25 protein-coding genes and 2 pseudogenes are annotated in these 24,871 nt (G+C 73.1%); 11 read left to right on the top strand and 16 right to left on the bottom strand.

All coding sequences use genetic code 11. The features are described from left to right. Window positions 1–131: 131 nt before the first annotated feature. The 3 genes from AB0J67_RS12285 to AB0J67_RS12275 form a co-directional block, all read right to left on the bottom strand. Window positions 132–785: an HAD hydrolase-like protein gene (locus tag AB0J67_RS12285; RefSeq protein ID WP_363480275.1), complete on the bottom strand. Its 654-nt coding sequence runs from the start codon at window positions 783–785 to the stop codon at window positions 132–134. 9 nt (window positions 786–794) lie between these two features. Further along, a complete protein-coding gene (locus AB0J67_RS12280; protein WP_363480272.1) occupies window positions 795–1,019 on the bottom strand; it encodes a glutaredoxin family protein in 225 nt (74 codons plus the stop codon). 68 nt (window positions 1,020–1,087) lie between these two features. Beyond that, on the bottom strand, window positions 1,088–2,677 hold the full coding sequence (locus tag AB0J67_RS12275; RefSeq protein WP_363480269.1) for an AMP-binding protein: 1,590 nt from the start codon (window positions 2,675–2,677) through the stop codon (window positions 1,088–1,090). Between the two features lie 441 nt (window positions 2,678–3,118). On the opposite strand from AB0J67_RS12275, the gene AB0J67_RS12270 reads away from it, so the two are divergent. The 4 genes and pseudogenes from AB0J67_RS12270 to AB0J67_RS12255 all read left to right on the top strand — a co-directional run bounded on the left by AB0J67_RS12270 (window position 3,119) and on the right by AB0J67_RS12255 (window position 7,434). After that, window positions 3,119–4,045 (top strand): ECF subfamily RNA polymerase sigma factor, BldN family, encoded by a 927-nt coding sequence (locus tag AB0J67_RS12270; RefSeq protein WP_363480266.1) that lies wholly within the window; start codon window positions 3,119–3,121, stop codon window positions 4,043–4,045. A gap of 142 nt (window positions 4,046–4,187) precedes the next feature. Then, window positions 4,188–5,024, top strand: a pseudogene (locus AB0J67_RS12265) (DUF5667 domain-containing protein); the annotation flags it as partial. A gap of 428 nt (window positions 5,025–5,452) precedes the next feature. Next, a complete protein-coding gene (locus AB0J67_RS12260) occupies window positions 5,453–6,328 on the top strand; it encodes an HAD-IB family hydrolase (RefSeq protein ID WP_363480263.1) in 876 nt (291 codons plus the stop codon). Beyond that, window positions 6,325–7,434, top strand: a complete 1,110-nt coding sequence (locus AB0J67_RS12255; RefSeq protein WP_363480261.1) for a hypothetical protein — start codon at window positions 6,325–6,327, stop codon at window positions 7,432–7,434. Before AB0J67_RS12260 ends, AB0J67_RS12255 begins: the two co-directional genes overlap by 4 nt. 36 nt (window positions 7,435–7,470) lie before the next feature. Here the strand turns inward: AB0J67_RS12255 and AB0J67_RS12250 are convergent, their stop codons facing one another. The 7 genes from AB0J67_RS12250 to AB0J67_RS12220 form a co-directional block, all read right to left on the bottom strand. Beyond that, the gene (locus AB0J67_RS12250) at window positions 7,471–8,952 is read right to left on the bottom strand and encodes an ATP-binding protein (RefSeq protein WP_363480258.1); all 1,482 of its coding nucleotides are present in this window, start codon (window positions 8,950–8,952) and stop codon (window positions 7,471–7,473) included. A 61-nt stretch (window positions 8,953–9,013) separates the two neighbouring features. Beyond that, entirely contained in the window at window positions 9,014–9,886 is an 873-nt protein-coding gene (locus tag AB0J67_RS12245) for a lysophospholipid acyltransferase family protein (RefSeq protein WP_363480255.1), read from the bottom strand. Next, complete coding sequence (locus AB0J67_RS12240; RefSeq protein WP_363480252.1) at window positions 9,883–10,968, bottom strand: NAD-dependent epimerase/dehydratase family protein; 1,086 nt, start codon at window positions 10,966–10,968, stop codon at window positions 9,883–9,885. Before AB0J67_RS12240 ends, AB0J67_RS12245 begins: the two co-directional genes overlap by 4 nt. 130 nt (window positions 10,969–11,098) lie before the next feature. Next, window positions 11,099–11,200: an AURKAIP1/COX24 domain-containing protein gene (locus AB0J67_RS12235; RefSeq protein ID WP_007465623.1), complete on the bottom strand. Its 102-nt coding sequence runs from the start codon at window positions 11,198–11,200 to the stop codon at window positions 11,099–11,101. 101 nt (window positions 11,201–11,301) lie between these two features. Continuing rightward, window positions 11,302–11,511, bottom strand: coding sequence for a helix-turn-helix domain-containing protein (locus tag AB0J67_RS12230; protein WP_363480362.1), 210 nt, complete (start codon window positions 11,509–11,511; stop codon window positions 11,302–11,304). A 93-nt stretch (window positions 11,512–11,604) separates the two neighbouring features. Continuing rightward, window positions 11,605–13,503 (bottom strand): hypothetical protein, encoded by a 1,899-nt coding sequence (locus AB0J67_RS12225; RefSeq protein ID WP_363480249.1) that lies wholly within the window; start codon window positions 13,501–13,503, stop codon window positions 11,605–11,607. Between the two features lie 127 nt (window positions 13,504–13,630). Beyond that, entirely contained in the window at window positions 13,631–14,584 is a 954-nt protein-coding gene (locus AB0J67_RS12220) for a proline dehydrogenase family protein (RefSeq protein WP_363480246.1), read from the bottom strand. A 119-nt stretch (window positions 14,585–14,703) separates the two neighbouring features. On the opposite strand from AB0J67_RS12220, the gene AB0J67_RS12215 reads away from it, so the two are divergent. From AB0J67_RS12215 to AB0J67_RS12205, 3 genes are read left to right on the top strand one after another with little or no spacing between them, the layout of a single operon-like run. Next, complete coding sequence (locus AB0J67_RS12215; RefSeq protein WP_363480243.1) at window positions 14,704–14,940, top strand: hypothetical protein; 237 nt, start codon at window positions 14,704–14,706, stop codon at window positions 14,938–14,940. Between the two features lie 4 nt (window positions 14,941–14,944). Beyond that, a complete protein-coding gene (locus AB0J67_RS12210) occupies window positions 14,945–16,111 on the top strand; it encodes a glutathionylspermidine synthase family protein (RefSeq protein WP_363480240.1) in 1,167 nt (388 codons plus the stop codon). Window positions 16,112–16,129: 18 nt separating this feature from the next. Further along, the gene (locus AB0J67_RS12205; protein WP_363480238.1) at window positions 16,130–16,723 is read left to right on the top strand and encodes a CGNR zinc finger domain-containing protein; all 594 of its coding nucleotides are present in this window, start codon (window positions 16,130–16,132) and stop codon (window positions 16,721–16,723) included. 81 nt (window positions 16,724–16,804) lie between these two features. On the opposite strand, the gene AB0J67_RS12200 is transcribed toward AB0J67_RS12205, so the two are convergent. Beyond that, a complete protein-coding gene (locus AB0J67_RS12200; RefSeq protein WP_363480235.1) occupies window positions 16,805–17,605 on the bottom strand; it encodes a sugar phosphate isomerase/epimerase in 801 nt (266 codons plus the stop codon). Between the two features lie 20 nt (window positions 17,606–17,625). Beyond that, the gene (locus AB0J67_RS12195) at window positions 17,626–18,552 is read right to left on the bottom strand and encodes a Ppx/GppA phosphatase family protein (RefSeq protein WP_363480232.1); all 927 of its coding nucleotides are present in this window, start codon (window positions 18,550–18,552) and stop codon (window positions 17,626–17,628) included. A gap of 44 nt (window positions 18,553–18,596) precedes the next feature. Between AB0J67_RS12195 and AB0J67_RS12190 the strand changes: the two genes are divergently transcribed. From AB0J67_RS12190 to AB0J67_RS12180, 3 genes are all read left to right on the top strand, one after another. Beyond that, complete coding sequence (locus AB0J67_RS12190; RefSeq protein WP_363480229.1) at window positions 18,597–19,451, top strand: hypothetical protein; 855 nt, start codon at window positions 18,597–18,599, stop codon at window positions 19,449–19,451. Window positions 19,452–19,538: 87 nt separating this feature from the next. After that, window positions 19,539–19,727, top strand: a complete 189-nt coding sequence (locus tag AB0J67_RS12185; protein WP_363480226.1) for a hypothetical protein — start codon at window positions 19,539–19,541, stop codon at window positions 19,725–19,727. Then, complete coding sequence (locus AB0J67_RS12180) at window positions 19,724–20,107, top strand: Fic family protein (protein ID WP_363480223.1); 384 nt, start codon at window positions 19,724–19,726, stop codon at window positions 20,105–20,107. The genes AB0J67_RS12185 and AB0J67_RS12180 overlap by 4 nt, the downstream gene beginning before the upstream one ends. A gap of 37 nt (window positions 20,108–20,144) precedes the next feature. Here the strand turns inward: AB0J67_RS12180 and AB0J67_RS12175 are convergent, their stop codons facing one another. The 4 genes and pseudogenes from AB0J67_RS12175 to AB0J67_RS12160 all read right to left on the bottom strand — a co-directional run. Then, complete coding sequence (locus AB0J67_RS12175) at window positions 20,145–21,032, bottom strand: hypothetical protein (RefSeq protein WP_363480220.1); 888 nt, start codon at window positions 21,030–21,032, stop codon at window positions 20,145–20,147. Window positions 21,033–21,034: 2 nt separating this feature from the next. Then, on the bottom strand, window positions 21,035–21,553 hold the full coding sequence (locus AB0J67_RS12170; RefSeq protein ID WP_363480217.1) for a SigE family RNA polymerase sigma factor: 519 nt from the start codon (window positions 21,551–21,553) through the stop codon (window positions 21,035–21,037). 211 nt (window positions 21,554–21,764) lie between these two features. Continuing rightward, on the bottom strand, window positions 21,765–22,448 hold the full coding sequence (locus AB0J67_RS12165; protein WP_363480214.1) for a response regulator transcription factor: 684 nt from the start codon (window positions 22,446–22,448) through the stop codon (window positions 21,765–21,767). A 181-nt stretch (window positions 22,449–22,629) separates the two neighbouring features. Then, window positions 22,630–23,889: pseudogene (locus AB0J67_RS12160) on the bottom strand (ATP-binding protein); the annotation flags it as partial. 224 nt (window positions 23,890–24,113) lie between these two features. On the opposite strand from AB0J67_RS12160, the gene phoU reads away from it, so the two are divergent. Continuing rightward, window positions 24,114–24,752, top strand: a complete 639-nt coding sequence (gene phoU / locus AB0J67_RS12155; RefSeq protein WP_363480211.1) for a phosphate signaling complex protein PhoU — start codon at window positions 24,114–24,116, stop codon at window positions 24,750–24,752. The last annotated feature ends 119 nt before the right edge of the window (window positions 24,753–24,871 follow it).

The following is a 24,871-nucleotide window of genomic DNA, read 5'->3' as shown; positions in this document are numbered from 1 at the left end:
GATTATGTCGCAACCCTGACATTCACTCAGAAAACACGCCCACCCGAATCACTGCATATACGGGTAAATAGGGCAATTGATCGGAATGCGCGCAGCGTCGATATGACCGTCAGGTGGCACGGAGATGAATGTCACGCCGCCAGCGCGACGGCTTCGACCAGCGTGTCAGCGACCGGGACGCCGTACGCGCGCAGCCGGTCGGGGTCGGTGAAGCCGCCGGTGTAGAGGACACAGCGCGCGCCGACCGAGGCCGCCGCGTCGGCGTCGTCGATCGAGTCGCCGATCAGCACCACATCCGAACCTTCGAGGCGCAGCTCGGCCAGGTGCCGCTTCAGGTGGCCGGCCTTGAACCCGCCGCCGGTCGCGTCCAGCAGCCCGTCCATCCGGACGAAGTGCGAGTGGATGCCGTAGCGGGTGACCGTCGGCACCAGCTCGTGGTGGAACCACATGGACAGCAGCGACTGGCTGCCGGTCCAGCCCCGCAGCGCGTCGAGCGCGCCCGCGGCCAGCGCCATCTCGGCCAGGCCCGCCCGGTACGCGTCGTGGAAGACCCGGTCGAGCACCGCGAACTCGACGTCGTCGACCGGGCGGCCCAGCACCCCGGCGTAGTACTCGCTGATCGGGCGGCGGAAGTCGCGGCGGTGCTCGTCGGCGGTCACCACGTAGGTCACGCCGGGCACCGCGACGCTGGCGAAGGCGGTGTTAGTGGCCGCCACCACCAGGCTCAGATCGTCGAGCAGGGTGCCGTTCCAGTCCCAGACCAGGTGCTTGGTGCCGCGCTTCATCCGAACAATTTAGCGTGCGAGGTCGCGGCGCAGCCGCTCCTCCTCGACCCGCCAGTAGCCGTGTTCCCGGCCGTCGAGCATGATCACCGGGATGCGGTCGCCGTACTCGGCCTCCAGCTCCCGGTCGCCGGTGATGTCGATCTCCTCGTACGGCTCGCCGATGCGCTCCAGCGCCTCCACCGCCACCTCGCACAGGTGGCAGCCGGGCCGGGTGTACAGCGTCAGTCTGGTCACCGGCCCATTCTCACAGCTACATGCGGAGCGCGCTCCGCGGCCACTCGGTCGCGCTTCTGGATAACAGCTCACAACTCGCCCTTGCGGACCTTGCCGATGATCGAGTGCGGCAGCGTGTCGGCGAACTCGATCGCGGCCGGGCACTTGAACCGGGCCAGGTTGCGGGCGCAGTGCGCGGCCAGCTCCGCCGCGGTGACCTCGCTGCGCGGCGCGGGCACCACGACGGCGCGCACCTGCTGGCCGGTCATCGGGTGCGGCGCGCCCAGCACCGCGGCCTGCGCCACCGCCGGGTGCGCCAGCAGCACCTGCTCCACCTCGGCCGGGTACACGTTGAAGCCGCTGACCAGGATCAGCTCGCCGAGCCGGTCCACCAGGAACAGGTCGCCGTCGCCGTCGGCGTACGCCACGTCGCGGGTGGGCCACCAGCCCTGCGCGTCGGGACCGCCCCGGCCGTCGGGCCAGTACCCGGTGAACACGTTCTCGCCGCGCACCACGATCTCGCCCGGGTCGGTGCCCGGCGAGTCCGGCACGTCGAGGTCGAGGTCGTCCTCGTCGTCCGCGCCGAGCGGCTCCCCGCCCCGCCACACGTCCTCGCCCGCGCGGTTGACCAGGCGCAGCTCCACGCCGGGCAGGGGCCGGCCGATCGAGCCGGGCTTCACCCCGGGCGCGGCGATGGTCGAGGTCAGCACGGGCGCGGTCTCGGTCAGCCCGTACCCGATCTGCACGGTGTGCCCGGTCAGCGCGGCGAACCGGGCGGCGTCCGCGGGCGCGAGCGCGGCCGCGCCGCACACCGCCAGCCGCACCGACCGCAGGCGCTCGCCCACCTCCGGCACCGCGCTCCAGGCCAGGAACATCGGGGGCACGCCGACCAGCACGGTCACCCCGTGCTCGGCGACCAGCGCGGCGGTGCCGGCGGCGTCGAAGTCGGCCACCAGCACGCCCGACGCGCCGTGGAACAGCACCTCGCCCAGGCCGGTGTTCAGGCCGTACGCGTGGAACAGCGGGATCGCCAGCAGCACCACGTCGTCCGGGCCGAGCGGCGGCGGGTCGACCGCGGCGAGCTGCCGGTGGTTGGCCAGCAGCGTCCGGTGCGGCAGCATCGCGCCCTTGGGCGCGCCCTCGGTGCCGGAGGTGTAGAGCAGCAGCGCCAGCCCGTCACCCGGGTCCTCCGGCAGCGCCGCGCCCGCCGCCTCGGGCAGCCGGTCCAGCCCGCGCGGCCCCGCCGCGCCGCCGTGCCCCGCCAAGCCGCCGTGCCCCGCCGCGCCGTCAAGCCGTGGGGCCGCGTCCGCGGCAGACGCCACGCCGTCGGTCACGCCCTCGCGCATCGGCTGGGGCGCGACGAGCAGCTGCGCGCCGCTGTCGGCCAGCACGTGGCGCAGCTCGCGGGGGGTGAGCCCGGGGTTGCACGGCACCGCCACCAGCCCGGCCCGCAGCACGGCCAGCAGGGTGACCGCGAAGTCGAGGTCGTTGCGCAGCGCGATCGCGACACGCGCGGGATGACCGGTCGAGGCGGGCAGCTCCAGCGCCAGCAGCCCGCGCGCGGCGGCGTCGACCCGCGCGTCCCACTCCGCCCAGGTCAGCGTCTGCTCACCTGCCCGCAGCGCGACGCGGTCCGGCCGTGCGGCGGCGTGGTTTCGCAGCAGTGTGGCGAGGTTCACGGTGGCTGAGTGTTCCACAGCGGACGCCCGGCCGCCTATCCCCGCCGTTCACGTCCGCGACATCCGTCCGTGACAGCGACATCACCCGGCCGGGTGAGACCGACCCCGACTTTGGCACACACCTGACACACGCGCTGGTGTAGGGCGCACACGGTGTGCGACGACGCCTACGGGTGGCGGGACAACATTTCGGTCCGGCGTGTAACTGACTCCACACCGCTGGGTGAGCTGGGCCCTTATCATCCTCAGGGTCGACTCACCCGTTTTGCCATGAGTCGATACCCCTCAGCCAGAGGAGGCCTTTGTGCCGTTTATCGCACCGAACGAGTACCTCATGGGTGTTCAGCGGCTTATGGTGGAGTTTGCCCGGTACGACGGCGGACGCGCGCGCCCGCCGCACGACCGGGGCGGATCGGTCTGGGGGCACGCGGAGGTGGCGGGATGAGTTCTCTGTTGTTCGGCGATGAGCTGGTCACCAGCGAAGTGGCGGCGGCCCGCCGGGCCCTTGTCGACGGCCTGAGCGTGCTCCGCACTTCGCTCAACGAGATGCTGGCCACAGCGGTACGTGGCGACGGCGGCACCCAGCGGATTCGCACCCGCCAGGGCAACGACGCCGCGGTCCGCCACCAGCCGCCGGGCACCAAGCCGGTCGGCGGCCGGGTCAACGGCACGCGTACCGGCATGCCGACCCAGGTCAGCGGGGCCACCGCGGCGGACGGCGAGACCCAGGTGCTGCCCGCGGTCGAGGAGGGCGGCGCCGGCACCGGCGGCACCGGCTACCCGGACCGGCCGGACCCCAGCGACGCCGCACACGAGGTGTGGACGCTGGTCGAGCGGGCGCAGCAGGGCGACGCCGAGGCGTTCGGCCTGATCTACGACCGCTACGTCGACACCGTGTTCCGGTTCATCTACTTCCGGGTCGGCAACCGGCCGCTGGCCGAGGACCTGACCTCGGACACGTTCCTGCGCGCGCTCAAGCGCATCAGCAGCTTCACCTGGCAGGGCCGCGACCTGGGCGCGTGGCTGGTCACGATCGCCCGCAACCTGGTCGCCGACCACTTCAAGTCCGGCCGCTACCGGCTGGAGGTCACCACCGGCGACGTGCTCGACGCCGACCGCGAGGACCGGGGGCCCGAGGGCAGCCCGGAGACCGCCGTGGTGGACCACATCACCAACGTCGCGCTGCTGACCGCGGTCAAGCAGCTCAACCCCGAGCAGCAGGAGTGCATCGTGCTGCGGTTCCTGCAGGGCTTCTCCGTCGCGGAGACGGCCCAGGCGATGGGCAAGAACGAAGGCGCCATCAAGGCGCTGCAGTATCGCGCCGTCCGCGCGCTGGCCCGCCTGCTGCCGGAGGGGTTCCAACCGTGAACGTGATTCATGTCACTCGGGGCGGTCACAGGCCCCGAGCAGCCGTAACTGATCGTGCCCTGGTCCCGTTTGACCGGGTGCGAGCGGCAATCTCGGCGCTCGTTCCGACATACACCGCGATCAGCGAAGGGGGGTGCCCGCGGTGAACACGTCCCTGTTCGATCGCCGGCGCGCCGAGCGCTTCGCCCAGCTACTCGACGAGGCCAACGGCGGTCGCCGTCACCACACCAGGTCCCGCCTCGACGGCCAGCTCACCGAGCTGGTCACCGTGGGGCAGCAACTGCGTACGGTGGCCCTGCCCGGCGTGCCCGAGACGACGTTCAAGCGGGACCTGCGCGCCCAGCTGATCGCCACCGCCGAGCGCGACGGCATCGGCGTCACCGCCCGACCGGAGGCCGACGACAGCCGCACCGCGGCGTGGTCCGGCCGGACCCCCGGGCGGGCCCGCGCCCGCGGGGCGATCGTGGTCGGCATCGCCGCCGGCACGCTGGCGCTGTCCGGCGTGTCGGTGGCGAGCGGTGAGGCGATCCCCGGCGACGCCCTCTACGGCGTCAAGCGGCAGACCGAGAAGGCGCAGCTGGCGCTGGCCGGCTCGGACCTGTCCCGCGGCCGCCTCTACCTGGAGTTCGCGCGCACCCGGCTGCAGGAGGCGCACGCCGTGCGCGCCGACGCCACCGGCTTCGGCGCGGCGCTGACCGACATGGACAGCGACACCGCCCAGGGCGTACGGATGCTGTTCACCTCCGCCATGGCGCGGCGGGACACCTCCGCCCTGGACGCGGTCGACCGGTTCGTCGCCGACCAGCGCATGCTCGTCGGGCAGCTGCTCGACGGCAGCACCGCGGACCGGGACAAGGTCACCGGCTCGCTGGCCCTGCTGGACCGGATCGAGAAGCGCTCCGGCGCGGCGCGCACCGCACTTGCCTGCGGCGCCGGCACGAACGGCAGCGACAAGCTCGGTGCCGTGCCCGGCGCGTGCGCCAACGCGGCGGCGGCCCAGCCATCCCGCCCCGAGCAGCAGCGCGAGCCGCAGCAGACCAAGGAGAGCGGCAAGCCCGAGGTCAACGCGGGCCCCGGCGCACCGGCCGCCTCGGCGGCGCCGAGTGCGTCCGCGTCGCCCACGGCGGCTCCGGAGGGCGAGACCGAGCAGACGCAGGACGAGGGGCTGCTCAGCGAGCTGGGCCGGATCCTCGGCGGCCTGCTCGGCTAGCGGGTTCAGCACGTCCACGGGGCGCGGTGCCGACTTCAGGCGCCGCGCCCCTACTGTGTGCGGCGGCCTCCGGCGCATACGCTCTAGCGGTCACGTGCACGCCGGCCGGGCGCGCCGGAGCACGAATCGTCCGGCGCCGCGCCGCGGCGTGATCCCGCTCGGCCGCGCAGGCCGGCGCAGCCGCAGAAGGAGGGCCCATGGCACGCCGTCGCAGTCCCGCGCCGATCGCCGCCGTCGCGACCGCGGCCACCAGCGCCGGGGTGCCCGCGCCCAGTGCCGCGCCGGTCACCGTGCCCGACCGCACCGGGGCCGCGTTCTTCGACGTGGACAACACGATGATGCAGGGCGCCTCGCTGTACTACTTCGCCCGCGGGCTCGCCGCCCGGCGCTACTTCACCACCATCGACCTGGCCCGGTTCGCCATCAGCCAGGCCCGCTTCCGGCTGCTGGCCGCCGAGCACTCCGGCGACATCGCGCAGGCCCGTGAGGCCGCGCTCGCCTTCATCGCGGGCTGGCAGGTCGACGACGTGCAGCGGCTCAGCGAGGAGATCTTCGACGAGCTGATGGCCGACCGCATCTGGTCCGGCACCCGTGCCCTGGCCGACCAGCACCTGGCCGCCGGGCAGCGGGTGTGGCTGGTCACCGCCGCCCCCGTCGAGCTGGGCCGGGTCATCGCGGCGCGGCTCGGGCTGACCGGTGCGCTCGGCACGGTCGCCGAGATCCACGACGGGGCGTACACCGGGCGCCTGGTCGGCGAGATGCTGCACGGCCCGGCAAAGGCGCACGCCATCGAGGCGCTGGCCGCCGCCGAGGGACTCGACCTGACCCGCTGCACGGCGTACAGCGACTCGATCAACGACGTGCCGATGCTGACCACGGTGGGGCGGGCGGTCGCCGTCAACCCCGACGGCGCGCTGCGCCGGATGGCCCGCCTGCAGGGCTGGGACATCCGCGACTTCCGCCACGGCCGCAAGGCCGCGAAGGTCGCCGTGCCCGTCGCGCTCGGCGCGGGCGTGGTCGCCGGCGCGGTCGCCGGAGGCATGGCCCTCAGCCGCCGCCGCAAGAAGCCGTGACCGCCGCACGCCGCCTCCGGCTGCCCGCCGGGCTGCCGGTGACCCGCGCGATCGCCCTGTTCGCCGCGCTGAGCGCGGCCGGGGCCATGCTGACGCTCGACCCCCGGCAGCCGCCCGCCCCGCCGCGCACCGGCGACCTGACCCTGGCCGAGGCGTACGCCGGGGCACGGGTCCAGGACACGCCCGGCACGCTGCCCGACGGCGCCGCGTACACCCCGATGTTCTTTCTGGACTCGCAGCGTTCGGTCGGCACCGCGCAGGTGCCCGGCGGCACCGACGTGCGCCTGCTGCTGCGCTCCGGCGACGGGCTGCGCGAGCTGCGCCGCATGCCCCAGGACCAGGCGGGCGAGTTCGCCGGGTTCACCAGCGACGGCGCCGAGCTGGTCTGGGTCGAGCTGTCCAGCGACCCGGACGGGTCCGGGCGCACCCGCATCTGGGCGGCCCGGCTGGACGGCGGGGCCGCGCGGGTGGTCACCGAGGACACCGGCGCCGTCATGCTCTTCGACAAGCAGGGCGACCTCACCCTGCACGACGGCCGGGTGAGCTGGATGGCCGACAGCGACCGGGAGGGCTGGTCCGCCCTGCGCACCGTCCCGCTGACCGGCGGCGTCCCGGAGGTCCGCGAGCTGCCCGGCGGGTACGCCATCAGCACCTGGCCGTGGCTGGTCAGCGAATCGGCCGCGGACGCCGGCGAGGTGACCGTGCACAACGTCGCCACCGGGCAGCGAACCGTCGTCGGCGTCCGCGTCAACGAGCTGCTGAGCTGCTCGCACGCCTGGTGCCGGTCCATCGTGATCGGCAGCACCGAGGCGTCCACCGCCATCGAGCTGGCCCGCCCGGACGGCTCGGACCGGACCGCCACGATCAGCGGCGCGGTCTCCTCGGCCGTGGCCGACGTGGCCCTGCTGGACCGCTTCGAGATCTACACCCGGTCCAGCCCGATCCTCACCAGCAGCAGGCTGCTGCTGTACGACCTGAGCACCCGCACCCTCACCCTGGTCAGCGACGCCGCAGGCCGGGTCGCCGCCCGTGGCGGCGTGCTGTGGTGGTCCACCGGCGACAACGAGACCCTGATCTGGCACGCCCTCGACCTGCGGGAGCTCTGACCCGCCCCTCCGGTGATGCCGTCACCGGAGCCCTGCTCATGCAGGCGGCCTGCCGTAGACGGTGGCCAGGTCGACGAGCACGACCTCGCCCCGGGCCGCGGCGGCGCGCAGCTCGGCGGTGAAGCCCGCGCCGCTGTAGCAGGCCAGTCTCGTGCCGGTGGTGTCGTACCGGCCGCCCGCGGTGACCAGCTCGCGGATGCGCCGCAGCCGGGTCAGCTGGGGCACCCCCATCACCTCGTTCCACTTGGCCTCGCCGATGGACAGCAGCGGAGGCTTGCGGGCGCCGTCGGCGACGCCGACGGTGACCACGTCCACCTCGTGGGCGACCCGCTGCCCGGGATCGTTGACCACGCCGGTGCCCACCCGCGCGGGCAGCCCGCCCAGCAGCTCCGCGTCGTCGTGGTACATCGCCCACTCGCGGCAGATCTGCTCGAACCGGGGGCCGATCACGTTGCTCTCGAACCGCCGCCGGGCCTGCTGCCAGACCCGCTCCGCGCTGCCCGGCCGCTCCAGCTGGCTCCAGACCGGCCGCATCACCGCGCCGTAGAAGCTGATCAGCGGCTCGGCGATGCGGTAGGTGCTGCGGTTGTCCCGGAACGCGTCCGCGTCCCGGGCCATCAGGCCGGCGTCCTCCAGCACGTCGAGGGCGTGCGCCATGTCGGCGGCCTTGCGGCCCAGGTAGCTCGCGATGCCGCCGCGGGTGGCGTTGCCTTCCGCGACCGCGGCCAGCACCGAGTGGTAGAGCGCGGTGTCGCGCAGGTCGGGCTCCTCGGCGAGCAGGTACCGCGCCTCCCGGAACAGCGGGCTCTCCGGGTTGAGCACGGTCCGGGTCACCCACCCGTCGAAGTCGGCGGCGTCGGCCGGGGAGTCGTTGCGGGCCAGCTCCCGGCGGTACGCGGGGGTGCCGCCGACGACCGCGTTGACCATCACCGCCAGCCGTGGATCGGTCAGCTCCCAGAACTCGGCGGCCAGCCGGTGGTCGAGGGTGCGCACGACCAGCTCCAGGCCCGCCCGGCCGCGCAGCGGCGCGTTGCCGGCGAGCAGGCCGCCCATGAACGACATCGCCGACCCGCAGAGCAGCAGCCGGGTCTGCGACTCGACCCGCTCGGTCCGCAGCGGGCCGAACGCCGCCTGGATGATCGACGGCAGCGACGGGTTGGCCTTGGCCAGGTAGGGGAACTCGTCCAGCACCACCGGCACCGGCCGCTGCCGGCCGAGCGCCAGCAGCGCGTCCACGGCCTCGTGCCAGGAGTCCAGCCGGATCGGGGTGGCGGGCCTGGTGAACTCGGTGAGCGCCGCGCTCAGCCGGTGCAGCGAGTCCAGGTCCGTCGCCTCGGTGGCGCCGAAGAAGAAGCCGCCCGCCGCCCGGCAGGCGGCGTCGAGCAGGAACGTCTTGCCCTGCCGGCGGCGGCCGGAGACGACGCCGAGGGTCGCCCCGGGCTGCTCGTCGAGGATGAACCGGCTGAGCGCGCCCCATTCGCGGTCCCGGTCGAACATGACCGACGGCCTCGGCAGCATGGCGGCTCCTCGACTTGTGGGACCACAGTTATGGTAACTGTACTCCCACAAATGTGGCCGCCTACTCGCCGAAGGGGTCGGGGCGCAGGTCCAGGGTCTCGTGCAGCATCGACTGGATGGTCTCGCGGACCTGGTCGGCGAGGTTGAACACCACCGCGGGATCGTCGGCCTGGTCGGCGAACGGCTCGGTGTCGATCGGCTCGCCGAAGCGGATCAGCCACTTGCTCGGCAGCGGGACCAGCCCCAGCGGCCCCAGCCACGGGAACGTCGGGGTCACCGGGAAGTACGGCGCGCCGATCAGCCGGGCCAGCGGCTTGATGCTGCCGAGCATCGGATAGGTCTCCTCCGCGCCGACGATGGCCACCGGCACGATGGGCTTGCGGGTGCGCAGCGCCGCCGAGACGAACCCGCCCCGGCCGAACCGCTGCAGCTTGTACCGGTCGACGAAACGCTTGCCGACGCCCTTGAATCCCTCCGGGAAGACGCCCACCAGCTCCTCGTTGGTCAGCAGCCGCTCCACGTCGGGGTTGCAGGCCAGCGTCGCGCCGGACTTGCGGGCCAGCTCCGACACGAACGGCATGCGGAACACCAGGTCCGCGCCGAGCAGCCGCAGGTGGCGGTGGGCAGGGTGCTCGTCGTGGCAGGCGACGGTGAGCATCAGCGCGTCCAGCGCGATGGTGCCGGAGTGGTTGCCGACGACCAGCGCCCCGCCCTCGGCGGGCAGGTTCTTGACGTCGATCACCTCGGTGCGGAACCAGCGGCGGTAGAGCTGGCGCAGCAGCGGCTGGAACACCTGGTCGGTCAGCTCCGGGTCGAAGCCGAACTCGTCGATCTCGTACTGCCCGGACAGGCGGCGGCGCAGGAACGCGAGCCCGGCCGCGACCCGCTCGTCGAACTCGTCGTCGATGTCGGGCGCGATCTCGGGTCTGGTCACCTGGTCACCTTCCGCTTCTCGCGTACCGACCGGATCATGTCGAGCAGCCGCTGCTCGGCGGCGGCCACCCGGGCCGGGGTGATGACCGCGTCGGACTCCTGGGCCCGGACGAAGTCGTCGAAGGCGGCGGCGGTCGAGCGGGGCGTGAAGCCATACTGCCGGACCAGCCGGGCGGTGTCGACCACCCGCCCGTGCACGAACAGGTCCACCTGGTCCAGGCTCAGCCCGGCGACGCCGCGGCCGACCGAGGCGGCGGCGTGCATGGCCGGCTCCGGCACCGGCAGCTCGATGCGCCCGGACCGGCGCACGGCCTGCGACAGCGTGAGCGTGCCCGGCCCCGCCACGTTGAACGTGCCCTGGTGGTCCTCCAGCACCGAGCGGCGCAGGATCTCCAGCGCGTCGTCGACGTGGATGAACTGCAGTCGCGGGTCGCGTCCCAGCACGGTCGGCACCATGGGGCGGGCCAGGAACTTCGACAGCGCGGTGTCGGCCTGCGGCCCGATGAACGGGGCGAAGCGCAGCACCGTGGTGACCACGTCGGCGCGGCGGCGCCGGAAGCCGCGCACGTACGCCTCGATGTCGAGGATGTCGCGGCCGTAGCCGCCGCGCGGCACGTCCCGGGGCTCGGTGTCCTCGGTGAACACCGCCGGGTCGCGGAACGAGACCCCGTACGCCGCGGTCGACGAGCGCACCACCAGGCGGCGCAGCGAGGGCATCTGCTGGCACGCGGCCAGCAGTTGCAGCGTGCCGATGACGTTCTGGTCCTTCATCGCCGCGCGCCCGCCGGCGGCGGGGTCGGGCGAGGACATGATGGCCAGGTGCACCAGCGCCTCGGCGCCGAGCCCGACCAGCGAGGCCGCGCCGTCGGTCAGATCGACCCGGCGCAGCGTGATGCCGCGCAGCAGCGGGGCGAGCTCTGCGGGCGGGTCGGTGCGGTCCACCCCGATCACGCGCCGGACCCGGGGGTCGGCGGCGATGCGGGCGGCGACGGTCGCGCCGAGGAACCGGCTGACGCCGGTGACGATGACGACCCGGGGTGCGCGTGCGCGGTCACCGGCGGTGCCGGTGGTTACCGCGGTCATGACGCGCCTCCCCGGGACGGCGAAGATTGTCGAGGAGCACCGCGGACCCGGCGGGCCGTCAGGCCCGCCGCAGGGTCTCGCGGTTCGGCGCCCAGGTCGCCGGAGAATTCACGGCACCCGGGCGCATGCCTCACTTACCGAGACGGCGACGCTGGACGCGGGTCTTGCGCAGCAGCTTGCGGTGCTTCTTCTTCGCCATGCGCTTGCGGCGCTTCTTGACCACGGAGCCCATACGGCATCCCCTCGAAGTTGACGGTGGTGGAACCCGTTCAGGGTAACCGAGCAGCCGGGCGCGCACTGCCAGGGGTCACCGTCCGAGTGAGGCGGACTACCTCACTGCTCCGAGAAGGCACCCCGCAGGTACTCCTGAACCGCCTGCTCAGGGACTCTGAACGACCGCCCGACGCGCACCGCGGAGAGCTCCCCGGAGTGGACGAGACGGTAGACCGTCATCTTCGAGACCCGCATGAGCGTCGCCACCTCGGCGACGGTGAGAAACCTGACCTCTGCCAGCCGGGCGTCCTGCCGTGCTGATCCGATCATGATCAGCCCCACCTCCCTGTCGTGACGGGCGGGTTCCTGTGTAATGAGTACGGTACCGGGACGGTTGTGACCGATGCGAGGCTTTCGCCAAGATCAGGCGGCGGTACGCCGAATGTACGCGGCGCAATCGCGCTCCAGGGCGGTCCACGACACCGCGAACACCTGCGGCGCGGCCTCGGTCACCGGCTTGCCGTCGTGGACGACCCGGTGGAAGAACTCGACGAACTTCGCCTCGCCGAACCGGTCGGCGAGGTGGCGCGCGGTGAGGCCGCTGATGCCGTAGCGCCCGGACACGATCCAGGCGGCGGTGCCCTCGGCGGGCAGCTCGAACTCGACGTCGCCGTCCCAGTTGTCCATCAGCCGCCGGATGTCGGGCAGCCGGAGGTACTCCCGGACCGGCCTGCCGTTCAGTCCCGCGTAGTCGGCCAGCCCCTCGTGCAGCCACCACAGGTCGTCGGCGTCCTTGTGCGGCCCGGCCAGGGAGGCCGCATGGGCGAGCTCGTGGCGCAGCACGCCGCCGACCACGGCGGGCCGGGAGTCGCGATGGTTGAGCATGACCTCCCACCGCTCGTCGCTCACCTGCACCGACACCCCGCTGACGTGCTGGCCCGGCTGCCAGGAGAACCAGGTGCCCCACGCGTCGTCCCCGGCGTGGTAGACGACGTACCGCGGTGGCACGCTGCCGCCCCGGGCGAACCGGTCGGCGACCTTGGCCGCCTTCTCCGCCTCGGCCAGCAGGCCCTTGAGCCGACCGGCGTGCTCCGGCGTGGTCGCGACCACGGTCCGGCTGCCCGCGACGGCCACCAGCTCCGCCACCTGCCACGGATGCGGCGACGGCTGCCTGTTCACCGGGGTCCACTCGTAGAGCAGCGCCCGGCCGTCCGCGATCCGCCAGCGGGTGTTCGCCCGCGCCGGCGCGGGGGCGCAGGTGGGCGTGACGAAGCAGGGCGTGCTGCGCAGCTCGGTGAGCCAGCTCTGCCCGTCGGGCGCCGGCAGCGGGTGGGTCGGCTGCTCGGTCCAGGCCGCCACCTGCATCGCCCGCAGGGACTTGAACTGCCGGCGCAGCCCGTCCTGCACCTGCGGCGACGCCGCCGGGTCGAGCACCGCGAGATAGCCCGGCTCGTCCCCGCCCAGCAGCGCCTTCTGCTGCGCGACCAGCGCCGCGCCGATCCGTTCCTTGATCCACGCCTGGCGCACCGGCAGCGACGCGCCCGGTCCGGGACTCGGCGCGGAGCCCGCCGGACCGCTGTCGCCGCCCGTGACGCGGTCCCGCAGCCACGGGAACGCCACCACGGCCAGCCCCCCGGCCGCCACGCAGGCCAGCACCAGCAGCACCGCGAGCAGGGCGATCAGGCGGCCCCAGCGGCGGCGCGGCGGGGGCACGACCGGCCACGACGGCACCTGCTGCGGCGGGTGACCGGGCATCGCGGACACCGGATGCCCGGCCGGCGGCTGCACCAATGGCCAGGCACCACTGCCACCCTGCGGCTGCACCACCGGCCACGCACCACTGCCACCCTGCGGCTGCACCACCGGCCAGGCGCCACTGCCACCCTGCGGCTGCACCACCGGCCAGGCGCCACTGCCACCCTGCGGCTGCACCGGGGGCCAGGCTGCGGTGCCCGCTGGTGGCGCGGCGGGCGGCGCAGGCGGGCCGGGCAGCACGGTCGTGGTGTCCGGCGGGGGCGCTGCGGGGAGCACGGTCGCGGCTTGCGCCGACAACGGATCCGGGGGCGGTGGCGCGGGGGCGTCCGGCGGCACCGTCGGCGGCTCGGCCGGGGGCAGTGCGACCGGTGGCGGGGCGGCCGAGTGCGCGGCCATGATCACCGCGGACGGCGTCGGGTCCTCGTGGTCCAGCGGCAGGCGGTCGTCGGGCAGGTCGGGGGCGTCCTGCGCCCACGGGTCGACCGGCCCGGTCCCGTCGTCCTCGAACGGCTGCCAGCCTGGTGGCAGGGCGGGGCCGGCGGCATCGTTCGGGTCCTCGGGGTGCACGGTCGAGGACGCTACCAACGCGCGGCACGGCGCGATAGGCCAGCGGATCGCATACGCCCTGAGCAGCCGGAGCAGCACGGGGACGGGGACGCCACGGCGCGCGACGTCCCCGGGAGCGGCTGCTCGGCTACTTCTTCGAGACCAGGGCGCGGGCGAAGAAGGTGAGGTTGGCCGGGCGCTCGGCGAGGCGGCGCATCAGGTAGCCGTACCACTCGGTGCCGTAGGGCACGTAGACGCGCACGGTGTGCCCGGCGCGGGCGAGGCGGGCCTGCTCCTCGGGCCGGATGCCGTACAGCATCTGGAACTCGAACTCGTCCGGCGAGCGGTCGAACCACTTGGCCCGGTCCTGCGCGATCGCGATCAGCCGCGGGTCGTGCGTGGCCAGCATCGGGTAGCCCTCGCCCGCCATGAGGATGTTCATGCACCGCACGTAGGACTTGTCGACCTCGAGCGGGGCCTGGTACGCCACGTGCTCGGGCTCCTTGTACGCGCCCTTGCACAGCCGCACCCGCGATCCGGCGGTGGCCAGCTCCCGGCAGTCGCTCTCGGTGCGGCGCAGGTAGGCCTGCAGCACCGCGCCGGTGCCGGGGTGGTCGCGGCGCAGCCGGGAGAGGATGTCCAGCGTCGAGTCGGTGGTCGTGTGGTCCTCCATGTCGAGGGTCACCGTGGTGCCGATCGCGGCGGCGGCCTCGCAGATCTCGCGCGCGTTCTTCTCGGCGAGCTGCTCGTCGAAGGCCTGGCCCAGGGCGGAGAGCTTGAGGCTGACCTCGGCGGTGGCGACCACCACGTCGCCCTCGGCGGCCCGGTTGCCGGTCAGCCCGGCCCGGCCCAGCTCGGCCAGGAGTTCGAGGTACGCCTCCTTGGTGGTGTTGGCCTGCTCCGCGGTGAGGGTGTCCTCGCCCAGGTTGTCCAGGGTGATGGCGAGCCCGGCGTCCGCGAGCTGCCTGGTCGTCTCGAGCGCCTCGCGCGTTCCGGTGCCCGCGACGAAGCGCTTGACGACGTCACGGCTGATCGGTGCGGTCTCTACGAGGTGTTCCACCCTCTGGGATCGGGCGGCGGCGAGGATCACGGAGCGAAGCATGAGGGCAGCGTAACGCGCCTGTGCCGGAGCCTTCCCGGGACATCGGTTCTCTGTATACAAGAGCACTGTTCGATGTCTGGGCTGTCGGGTACTTGTCGCCGTCGGCTACAACATCAGACGTGACCGACAAGAACCCGCTCCGCTCCCCCGCCGTGATCATCGGCGGTGTCGTCCTGCTGGTCGGCGCGCTCGCCTGCGCCCTCGATGACGACGACGACTGCGACAGCATGCCCGCGCCGCGTACGGTCTTCGCCGCCGGCAACTCGGGCATCCGCCTGGCCGAGCCCCCGGCCACGTCCGAGGCGCTGCCGTCCTCGGGCGGCTTCGGCACGCACCTGGCCTCCTGCGGAGGCTGAGCGCGTGCGGCGGCATCAGATCGAACCCCGGCCGGGCTGGCGCGAGACGGTCCGGGCGCAGGGCATGCTCTACTCCGACACCAAGCTCGACGACGGCGCGACCACGCCGTACTGGGACGAGTCGGCCTGCTACTCGTTCAGCCTGGACGAGGTGCTGCGGCTGGAGGAGGCGACCGAGGAGCTGCACCGGATGTGCCTGGCCGCGGCCGGGCACATGGTGGAGCGGGGCCGGTTCGCCGAGTTCGGCATCCCCGCGTGGGCGCAGGAGGAGGTCAGCCGGGTGTGGCGCGAGCAGCCGCCGACGCTCTACGGCCGGTTCGATCTCTGGTACGACGGCAGCGGCCCGCCCAAGATGCTGGAGTACAACGCCGACACCCCGACCTCGCTGCTGGAGGCGTCGATCATCCAGTGGTTCTGGCTCACCGACACCCGGCCGGGGCTGGACCAGTGGAACAGCATGCACGAGCGGCTGATCGAGGGCTGGCGCGGGCTGGCGCCCCGGTTCGCCGAGGGCCCGGTGTACTTCGCGTGGTCGAACCTCGAGGAGACGTTCGAGGACCTGATGACCGTGGGGTACCTGGCCGACACGGCGCACCAGGCCGGGCTCGACGTGAAGGTCACCCCGATGCTCGACATCGCCTGGGACGGGCGCCGCTTCCGCGACAGCGCCGGCGACCCGATCAACACGATCTTCAAGCTCTACCCGTGGGAGTGGATGGTCGCCGAGCCGTACGGGCGGCTCGCGCTGGACCCGGGCACGCCGACCACCTGGCTGGAGCCGGCCTGGAAGCTGCTGCTGTCGAACAAGGCGCTGCTGGCGGTGCTCTGGGAGCTCTACCCGGACCACGAGCTGCTGCTGCCGGCATACCTGGACGGCCCCCGCGACATGACCGAGTACGTGGCCAAGCCGCTGCTCGGCCGCGAGGGCGCCAATGTGCGGATCGTCACTGCGCAGGGCGAGCAGTTCACCGAGGGTATCTACGGCGAGGGCGGGCACTGCTTCCAGGAATTCCGTGCCCTGCCGTCGTTCGACGGCAACCATGTGGTGCTCGGCTCGTGGATGATCGACGGCGAGTCGGCGGGACTGGGACTACGCGAGAGCATCAACCTGATCACGGACGGTCACGCGCGGTTCATCCCCCACTATGTTGACACCCCACGCACGCCATAGTTGCACTACCTTTGTCGGGTGAACTTCGATGCGTACGCCCGAACGGCTGTTGATCTTGTCAACGCGCCGCTGGACGACCTGAGCCAGCTCCGCGCTGTCCTGCCGGGGCCGGACTGGATGTGCGAGGACGCCACCGAACGCGACCTGCAGGTGTTCCGCAAGGCCCAGCGTCGGCTGCGCGAGGTGTTCGAGCACGGCGCCAACGGCCGCGAACGCGAGGCCGTCAACGAGCTCAACTCGCTGCTCGAAGCACATCCCGTGCATCCCCGCATCTCCGGGCACGAGTCCGGGAACTGGCACATCCACGTCACCAGCCGCGGCTCGGCGGTCAGCGCGGAGTACCTTGCCGGCGCCGTCTGGGGCCTGTCGGTCTGGCTCTGCGAGTACGGCAGCGCCCGCTTCGGCGTCTGCGCCGACGAGCGCTGCGGCAACGTCTACCTCGACACCTCGTCGAACAACTGCCGCCGCTTCTGCTCGGAGCGGTGCGCCACCCGCTCCCACGTGGCGGCCCACCGCGCCCGCAAGAAGGCCGCGATCACCGAGCACGCCGCCACCACGGCCCGGCTCAAGCCCGAGGTCCCGCAGCAGGCGAGCCTGACCCCCGTCGGCTGACCACCCCTTCCGTGAGCAAAGCTCCCGGGCGCTGTACGGACAGCGTGCCGGGAGCTTTGCTCATGTAGTGGTCGCGGAGACTCAGGCGTTGGCGGTGCTCGGCGCGGCGAGGTGCGTGCGCGCGAACTCCAGCGCCTCGGCGAGGTCGGCCTCCCGGGCGGCGCGGCTGCCGGCCTTGCGGGTGGCCACCTCCATCGCCACCGAGCCGGTGAACCCGCGCCGGTCCAGCGACTCCAGCAGCCGGGCGCACGGCTGGGTGCCCCGGCCGGGCACCAGGTGCTCGTCCCGGCCCTCGCCGGTGCCGTCGCCGAGGTGGATGTGGGCGAGCCCCTCGCCCATCGTGTCGGCCATCTCCATGGCGTCGGAGCGCGAGGCCGCGCAGTGCGACAGGTCCAGGGTGTAGGAGTCGTAGCCGGTGTCGGTCGGGTCCCAGCCAGGGTGGTACGGCACGACCTGGCGGCGGCCCATCCGCACCGGGTACATGTTCTCCACCGCGATGCGCACCCCGGTGTGCCGGTGCGCCAGCCGCGACACGGTGTCGGTGAAGCTGCGGGCGTAGTCGCGCTGCCAGCTGAACGGCGGGTGCACCACGACCGTCGGCGCGCTCAGCGTGTCCGCGAGCAGCACCGCGCGGCGCAGCCGCTCCTTCGGGTCGGGGCTCCACACCCGCTGGGTCACCAGCAGGCAGGGCGCGTGGATCGACAGCACCGGGACGCCGTAGTGCTTGGAGAGGCCGCGCAGCGCGCCCGCGTCCTGGCTGACGGCGTCGGTCCACACCATGACCTCGACACCGTCGTAGCCCAGCGACGCCGCGAGCTCGAAAGCGGCGGCGGTGGGCTCGGGGAACACGGACGAACTGGAAAGGAGCACCGGCACGGACACGCGTTCCAGGGTAGCCCCGGTCAGCCCGTAGTCAGCTGATCCAGGCGGGTGAGGATGACACCTTCGCGCAGTGCCCAGGGACAGATGCGCAGCTCCTCGACGCCCAGTCGCCGCATTGCGGCCTCCGCCACAACCGCCCCGGCGAGCAGCTGGTGCGCCCGGCTCGCGCTGACTCCGTCCAGTTCGGCCAGCCCCGCCGAGGGGATGCGCTGGATGAAGCCCCGCACCTGGTGCAGGCCGCGCCGGGTCAGCGCGCGCGGCGCCCACAGCCCGTCGCCGCTGGGCGCGGCGCCGGCCAGCCGGGCCAGCGAGCGGAACGTCTTCGAGGTCGCCGCGGCGATCTCCCAGCCCTTCAGCTCGTCCAGCTCGCGGTGCATCAGCTGCTCGTCCACGTACGACTCCAGCGCGGCGAGCTCCGCCGCGCCCGGCGGGTCGGCGTTCAGCCAGCGCCGCGTCACCCGCCCGGCGCCCAGCGGCAGCGACACCGCGACCGTCGGCGCCTCGTCGATGCCCGCCGCCAGCTCCAGCGAGCCGCCGCCGATGTCGAGCACCAGCAGCCGCCCCGCCGACCAGCCGAACCAGCGGCGTACGGCGAGGAAGGTCATCCGGGCCTCATCCTCGCCGGAGAGCACCTTCAGGTCGACGCCGGTCTCCTCGTACACCCGGCGCAGCACCTGGGCCGAGTTGGTCGCGTCGCGGACCGCCGAGGTCGCGAACGCCATCAGCTCCTCCGCGCCCAGCCCCTCGGCCGCCGCCTTGGCCTGGGCGCACGCCTTCACCAGCGCGTCCGCCCCGGCGATGGTCAGCTCCCCCGCCTCGCCGAGCTGCTCGGCCAGGCGCAGCCGCTCCTTCTGGGAGTGGGCGGGCCACGGGTGCGCACCGCGGTGCGCGTCCACCACGAGGAGGTGAACTGTATTGGATCCGACATCGAGGACACCGAGCCGCATGCGCCTACGTTATCGGTGCACCGGCCCGCCGTAGGCTGGGACTCGTGGAGCACGAGGGCGAGACTTCGCTGGACTTCCCGCGGGAGTGGATCGAGTTCGCCGACCCGGCGGATCCGGCCCACCTGATCCGCGCCGACCTGACCTGGCTGCTGTCGCGCTGGACGTGCGTGTTCGGCAGCGCCTGCCGGGGCATCATCGCCGGCCGCGAGCAGGAGGGCTGCTGCTCGCACGGGGCGTTCTTCACCGACGCCGACGACGTCAAACGGGTCAAGGCCGCGGTCAAGCGCCTCGACAAGGGCACCTGGCAGCACCACGTGCGCGGCTTCGACAAGTGGACCGAGCTGGACGAGCTGCACGACGAGAAGCCGGCCCGGCGCACCGCCACCCAGAAGGGCCCCGACGGCGAGGAGGGCCCGTGCGTCTTCCTCAACGACGCGGACTTCCCCGGCGGGGGCGGCTGCGCGCTGCACGCCCAGGCGCTGCGCGACGGCAAGCACCCGCTGGAGTACAAGCCCGACGTGTGCTGGCAGCTGCCGATCCGGCGCGACCAGCAGTGGACCAAGCGCCCCGACGACACCAAGATCCTGGTCTCGGTGATCGGCGAGTTCGACCGGCGCGGCTGGGGCGCGGGCGGGCACGACCTGCACTGGTGGTGCACCTCGTCGCCGGACGCGCACACCGGCACCGAGCCGATGTACGTCAGCTACGCCCCGGAGCTCACCGCGCTGGTCGGCGCGCAGGCGTACGCGAAGCTCGCCGAGCTGTGCGCCGAACGCGAGAAGCACGGCCTGGTCGCCGAGCATCCCGCCACGGTCGCCGCGCGCGAACGCAGGCCGCTCAAGCTGCTTGCCCCGCGGGATAACCTCGAGGCACCGGTACGCGACCAGAAGCGGTCCTGAGCGAGCCCGGCGCGGAACGGGCTCCTGCGGGAGCGTCAGCTCGGTGCCGGATGCTGCGCACGACGGCGAGCACGGCGAGGAGGAGTCATGAGCGAGGAGCAGATGCGGGCGCGCCGGGCACCCGCCCAGGCGGCGGCCGACGAGGAGCGCCTGGCCGCACTGGACGACCTGCCCGAGACCGACCCGGCTCGCGAGCCCGGTCCGGAGGGCTTCGCCGCGGCCGCCGGCGACGTCTTCGCCCTGCACGGCGACCTGCTCGCCCGGCTCGCCCAGTGAGCGAGGTCTACGTCCCGACGTACGCGGACGTCATCGCCATCGCCGACCGGCTGGGCGTCGCCGTGCGCGATCACGGACTGGTCGAGTCGGCGGTGGCCCGCCCGCGCGGCACCGCGTTCGGCACCGACCTCTACCCCGACCTGTGGACCAAGGCGGCGGCGCTGCTCCAGTCGCTGACCCGCAACCATCCCTTCGTGGACGGCAACAAGCGCATCGGCTGGATCGCGGCCACCGCCTTCCTCACCGTGAACGGGGCGGTCAGCCGCCGCCGGCTCGCCGCGCTCGACCAGGACGCCGCGTACGACCTGGTCATCGCCGTGTGCACCGGCGAGCTGCGCGAGATCGAGCAGATCGCCCAGGCCCTGCGCGACCTCTACTGAGCCGCCGCCCCGCGCGCGGGACGGCGGCTCGCCGCGCTCAGCGCGCGGTCGGTGCCACCACCGGCTCGGCGAGGTCGATCTTGCGGTACCCGCCGGGCACCCGCACCGTGAACGGGGCCAGCGCCGCCGCGTCCCGCGGCAGCCACTCGAAGTCCAGCCGCACCCGGATGTCGCCGTCCGGCGAGTGCTTGACGATGTCCCGCCGCACCGCCCGGTAGGTCACCGCGTCCACCCACAGGTCGTCCGCGCCGCCCTCGTGGCTGCGGCGCAGGTGGTGCACCGCCCTGCCGTCCAGTGTCTCCGAGCCGACCAGGGCGAAGTCGCCCCGGCTCAGCGCCGCCCGGAGCTCCTCCGGCGTGCCGCCCGCGGGGCCGGTCAGCCGCCCGCCGTCGGACGGGCTGACGCTGTGCAGGGTGCGCGTGAAGCTGTACCAGGTGCGCTGCGAGTGGTCGACGAACGTGCTGGTCATGGTGTCGCTCGCGAGAGTGATCCACATATCGGTGTGCGGCGCGCCGTCGGCGGTCCGGCTGGAGCGCCGGGCCTGACCAGTGGTCACGTCGTACCACTGCTCGTCGTGGTCGGCCCCCCGGCCGGGGGCGTTGATCTCCGCGTACACGTGCTGCACGTCGTCGTCGGCCAGCGCCGCCACCGCCCGCTCGGTCACCTGCGCGGCGGTCAGCACCAGCGGCGCGGCCGGCGGCCCGGCGTCGGCCGGGGGCGCCGCGGGCGGGCCGCCCAGCGCCGTCATCGTCATCGTCACCGCCAGCACGGCGGCCAGGCCGAAGACGCCCGTGCCGACCCCCATGCCGAGGGTGCGGCGGCGGTTACGCCGGGCCGCCCGGTCCAGCAGGTCGGCGCCGGGGCGCATACCCGCGGTCTGCTCGCGCATCGCCGCCGCGAGCTCGTCTTCCAGGTGGGTGCTCATGGTCATGCTCCGATCCGGAGAGAGGAATCGTCGAGAGCCCACGGGGCCGTGATCTCGCGCAGCCGGGCCAGGCCCCGCGAGGCGCTGGACTTCACCGTGCCGACCGAGCAGCCGAGCACGGCCGCCGCCTCGGCCTCGCTGAGCTGCTCCCAGTACCGCAGCACCAGCACCGCCCGCTGCCGGGGCGGCAGCTGGGCCAGCGCCTGCACCAGCGCGTGGCGCAGCGCGAAGCCGTCGGCGGCGTCGGGCTCGGCGGGCGGCTCGAAGTCGCCGACCACCTCCCGCCGCCGCAGCCGCCGGCGCCAGCCGTCCACCGCCAGGTGGTACATGGTCCGGCGCAGGTAGCCCTCGGTGTCGCCGTCGATGCGGCGCCAGGAGCGCAGCACGCGTTCCAGGGCCGCCTGGAGCAGGTCCTCCCCGCCGGCGCGCCCGCCGCTGAGCAGGGCCGCCGTGGCCAGCAGGGCCGGGCCGCGCTCAGCGACCAGCTCCGCCAGCCCGGCGTACGCGTCTGTCGACCGCACAGGCTCTCCTTCCGTCGCCCACCAAGGACGACGGCCCACGGCCAAAGGTTGACTGCAACATGAAGGCGCCGCTCTGCAGTATGAAGGCGCCGCTCTGCGGCCTTAATCGGCGTCATCCTGCGCGTTCGCTCCGGATGACGCCGAGCGGCCGGCAACCGCGGCGCCTTTGGTCATCCTCCGCTGCGCTCGGATGACGCGGTCGTGGTATTGCCTACGGCTCGAACTTGTAGCCGAGGCCGCGGACGGTGACCAGGTAGCGGGGGGTGGAGGGCTCCGGCTCGATCTTCGAGCGCAGGCGCTTCACGTGTACGTCCAGGGTCTTGGTGTCGCCGACGTAGTCGGCGCCCCACACCCGGTCGATCAGCTGGCCGCGGGTCAGCACCCGGCCCGCGTTGCGCAGCAGCAGCTCCAGCAGCTCGAACTCCTTCAGCGGCAGCTGCACCGGGGCGCCGTCCACGGTCACCACGTGCCGCTCCACGTCCATGCGCACCGGCCCGGCCGCCAGCGTGCCGCCGGCCACCTCCACCACGTCGGTGGACTGGCGGCGCAGCACGGCCCGGATCCGGGCGACCAGCTCGCGGGGGGAGTACGGCTTGGTCACGTAGTCGTCGGCGCCGATCTCCAGCCCGACCACCTTGTCGATCTCGCTGTCCCGCGCGGTGACCATGATGATCGGCACGTGCGAGCGCTGCCGCAGCTGCCGGCAGACCTCGGTGCCGGACATCTCCGGCAGCATCAGGTCCAGCAGCACGATGTCGGCGCCCGTGCGGTCGAACTCGGTGAGCGCGGCGGTGCCGGTCGCCGCGACGGAGACCTCGAACCCTTCCTTGCGCAGCATGTACGACAGCGCGTCCGAGAACGACTCCTCGTCCTCGACCACCAGTACGCGGGACATCATGCCCACCTTTCGGGTTTGCCAGTCAGCCGGTCTGAGCCGGTCGTGCGGGGTTCGCGGCCGCGGGCGCGGGGTCCGCGCCGTCGGTCGCGAGGTCGACGGCGTCTGCCGCCGGTGCCGCGCCGCCCGCCGTGGGAGCCGCGGCCGGCGTCGTGCGGGTCTGCGCGGGCTCGCCGCCGGTCGGCGACGCATCGATCTCAAAGGAGGCGGGTAGCGGAAGCATCGCCTCCGGGGGTCTGGTGGGTAGCCGGAGGGTGAACGTCGAGCCACCGCCGAGGCGGCTGCGCACGTCGACCCGGCCCCCGTGGTTGGTGGCGATGTGCTTGACGATGGCCAGGCCCAGGCCGGTGCCGCCGGTGGAGCGCGAGCGCGCCTGGTCGGCGCGGTAGAAGCGCTCGAAGACCCGGTCCAGATCCCCCGGGCCGATGCCGATGCCCTGGTCGGAGACGCTGATGTCGACCCGGTCGCCCTCGGCCAGCGCGCTGACCACCACCGCCGACTGCTCGTGCGAGTACGCCACCGCGTTCTCCACCAGGTTGCCCAGCGCGGTCGCGAACTGGCTGTCGTTGCCGTACACGGTCAGCCCGCGGGTGCCGACGACGACCAGCTCGATGTGCTTGGCGGCGGCGCTGGTGCGGGCCCGGTCCAGCGCCTCGGCGATCACCGCGTCGACGGACACCGGCTCCGGGTCGGGCAGCCGCTCGGCGCCCTGCAGCCGGGACAGCTCCAGCAGCTCGGAGACGAGCCGGCCGAGCCGGGTGCTCTCGCGCTGGATCCGCTCGGCGAACCGGCGGCTGGCCGCCACGTCGTCGGCCGCCTGGGCAGCCGCCGCCTCCGGGTCCGCGGGCTGCTCGCTCGCCGGCTCGGTGGCGTCCAGCAGCGCCTCGGCCAGCAGTTGCAGCGCGCCGATCGGCGTCTTCAGCTCGTGGCTGACGTTGGCCACGAAGTCCCGCCGCACCCGCTCGACCCGGTGCGCGTCGGTCACGTCGGCCGCCTCCACGGCGACCAGGCCGCCCCCCACCGCCACCGCGCGCAGGTGCACGCCCAGCGGCGAGTCGGCCAGCTCGCGCCCCCGCGGCAGATCCAGCTCCACCTCGCGCGGCACGCCCGTGTGACGCACCTGACCCGCCAGCGTACGCAGGATCGGGTGCGCGCTGATCGCGCCGGGAACGGCACTGGCCCGCAGCATCCCCATCGCGCGGGCGGCCCGGTTGGCCAGCACCACCTGGTCGTTGCCGTCCAGCAGCACGACGCCGACGCGCAGCGCGTCCAGGCTGCGGCGGCCGAGCCCGGCCAGCGGGTCACCGGGCGGCGGCGCGCCCAGCCCCGACGGCCCCAGCGTGTTCACGGCGGTCGCCGCCTGGCGGTAGGCCCGCCAGCGGGCGTACACCAGACCGGCGATCAGGCCCAGCACGATGCCGACGGCGACCGCCAACATGATCGTCCCGCCGCCGGGTGCCGCTGCCAGTGCCTTCACGATGCGATCGTAGGTCAGACCGTTCACTTGACGTTCCTGCACAAAATATACTGAACATGAATAAAACTGGCATTGGTTGCACAGTGTTCACCGTGCCGCCCGCTTCCGTTCACCGATGTTCACCTTGCGGCAGCCCGCGCCCCCTACCGTGGTCCGCGACCACCCTCCACCGTTCCTGGGAAGTGACAATGCGCGAGGAGTTCCGTGCCGACCTGCTCGAGGTCGGCCGCCTGCTGGTCTCCATGGCAGAGGCGGTCCGCACCGCGATGAGCGCGGCCACCACCGCCCTGCTCAGCGCCGACAAGGAGGGTGCCGAGCGGGTGATCGCCCGCGACGAGGAGGTCAACGCCCTGTTCCGCGCCGTCGAGGAGAAGGTGCTGCGCCTGCTCGCCCAGCAGGCCCCCGTCGCCTCCGACCTGCGCATGGTCATCACCTCGCTGCACATCGGCACCGACCTGGAGCGCATGGGCGACCTCGCCGAACACGTCGCCAAGTCCGCCCTGCGCCGCCACCCCGCGGTCGCCGTACCCGCCGAGCTGACCTCCGTCTTCGGCCAGATGGCCAACGTGGCCGACCGCATCGCCGGCAAGATCACGCTGGTGCTGGCGTCCCGCGACATCGAACGCGCCGCCGAGCTGGAGCGCGACGACGACGCCATGGACGAGCTGGAGAAGGCGCTGTTCAGCAAGCTGCTCGACCCCAGCTGGTCGCACGGCGTCGAGTCCGCGGTCGACACGGCCCTGCTCGCCCGCTTCTACGAGCGCTACGCCGACCACGCCGTCAACGCCGGTCGCCACGTCATCTACCTGGTAACCGGCGAATCCTGACCCACCCTCGCCGCGGCTCGCGGCTCGCGGCTCGCGGCTCGCGCTTTTCATAGACGTTGGCCTATCTGGATGACTTCGATCTCGAAAACTTCATCCAGATAGGCCAACGTCTATGAAAA

It is taken from the genome of Catellatospora sp. NPDC049609, from assembly GCF_040675365.1.
Taxonomy (GTDB): Bacteria; Actinomycetota; Actinomycetes; order Mycobacteriales; family Micromonosporaceae; genus Catellatospora.
Note: the sequence above shows the minus strand (reverse complement) of the source record. Positions and strands in the feature narration are given on the sequence as shown.

Bases quoted from the DNA above. Each gene is read 5' to 3' on its own strand.
- phoU (WP_363480211.1), top strand. From the start codon at position 24,114: ATGCGCGAGGAGTTCCGTGCCGACCTGCTCGAGGTCGGCCGCCTGCTG.
- AB0J67_RS12260 (WP_363480263.1), top strand. From the start codon at position 5,453: ATGGCACGCCGTCGCAGTCCCGCGCCGATCGCCGCCGTCGCGACCGCG.
- AB0J67_RS12230 (WP_363480362.1), bottom strand. From the start codon at position 11,511: ATGATCGGATCAGCACGGCAGGACGCCCGGCTGGCAGAGGTCAGGTTT.
- AB0J67_RS12195 (WP_363480232.1), bottom strand. From the start codon at position 18,552: ATGCGGCTCGGTGTCCTCGATGTCGGATCCAATACAGTTCACCTCCTC.
- AB0J67_RS12220 (WP_363480246.1), bottom strand. From the start codon at position 14,584: ATGCTTCGCTCCGTGATCCTCGCCGCCGCCCGATCCCAGAGGGTGGAA.
- AB0J67_RS12175 (WP_363480220.1), bottom strand. From the start codon at position 21,032: ATGAGCACCCACCTGGAAGACGAGCTCGCGGCGGCGATGCGCGAGCAG.
- AB0J67_RS12285 (WP_363480275.1), bottom strand. From the start codon at position 785: ATGAAGCGCGGCACCAAGCACCTGGTCTGGGACTGGAACGGCACCCTG.
- AB0J67_RS12165 (WP_363480214.1), bottom strand. From the start codon at position 22,448: ATGTCCCGCGTACTGGTGGTCGAGGACGAGGAGTCGTTCTCGGACGCG.
- AB0J67_RS12185 (WP_363480226.1), top strand. From the start codon at position 19,539: ATGAGCGAGGAGCAGATGCGGGCGCGCCGGGCACCCGCCCAGGCGGCG.
- AB0J67_RS12270 (WP_363480266.1), top strand. From the start codon at position 3,119: ATGAGTTCTCTGTTGTTCGGCGATGAGCTGGTCACCAGCGAAGTGGCG.
- AB0J67_RS12240 (WP_363480252.1), bottom strand. From the start codon at position 10,968: ATGACCGCGGTAACCACCGGCACCGCCGGTGACCGCGCACGCGCACCC.
- AB0J67_RS12250 (WP_363480258.1), bottom strand. From the start codon at position 8,952: ATGCTGCCGAGGCCGTCGGTCATGTTCGACCGGGACCGCGAATGGGGC.
- AB0J67_RS12235 (WP_007465623.1), bottom strand. From the start codon at position 11,200: ATGGGCTCCGTGGTCAAGAAGCGCCGCAAGCGCATGGCGAAGAAGAAG.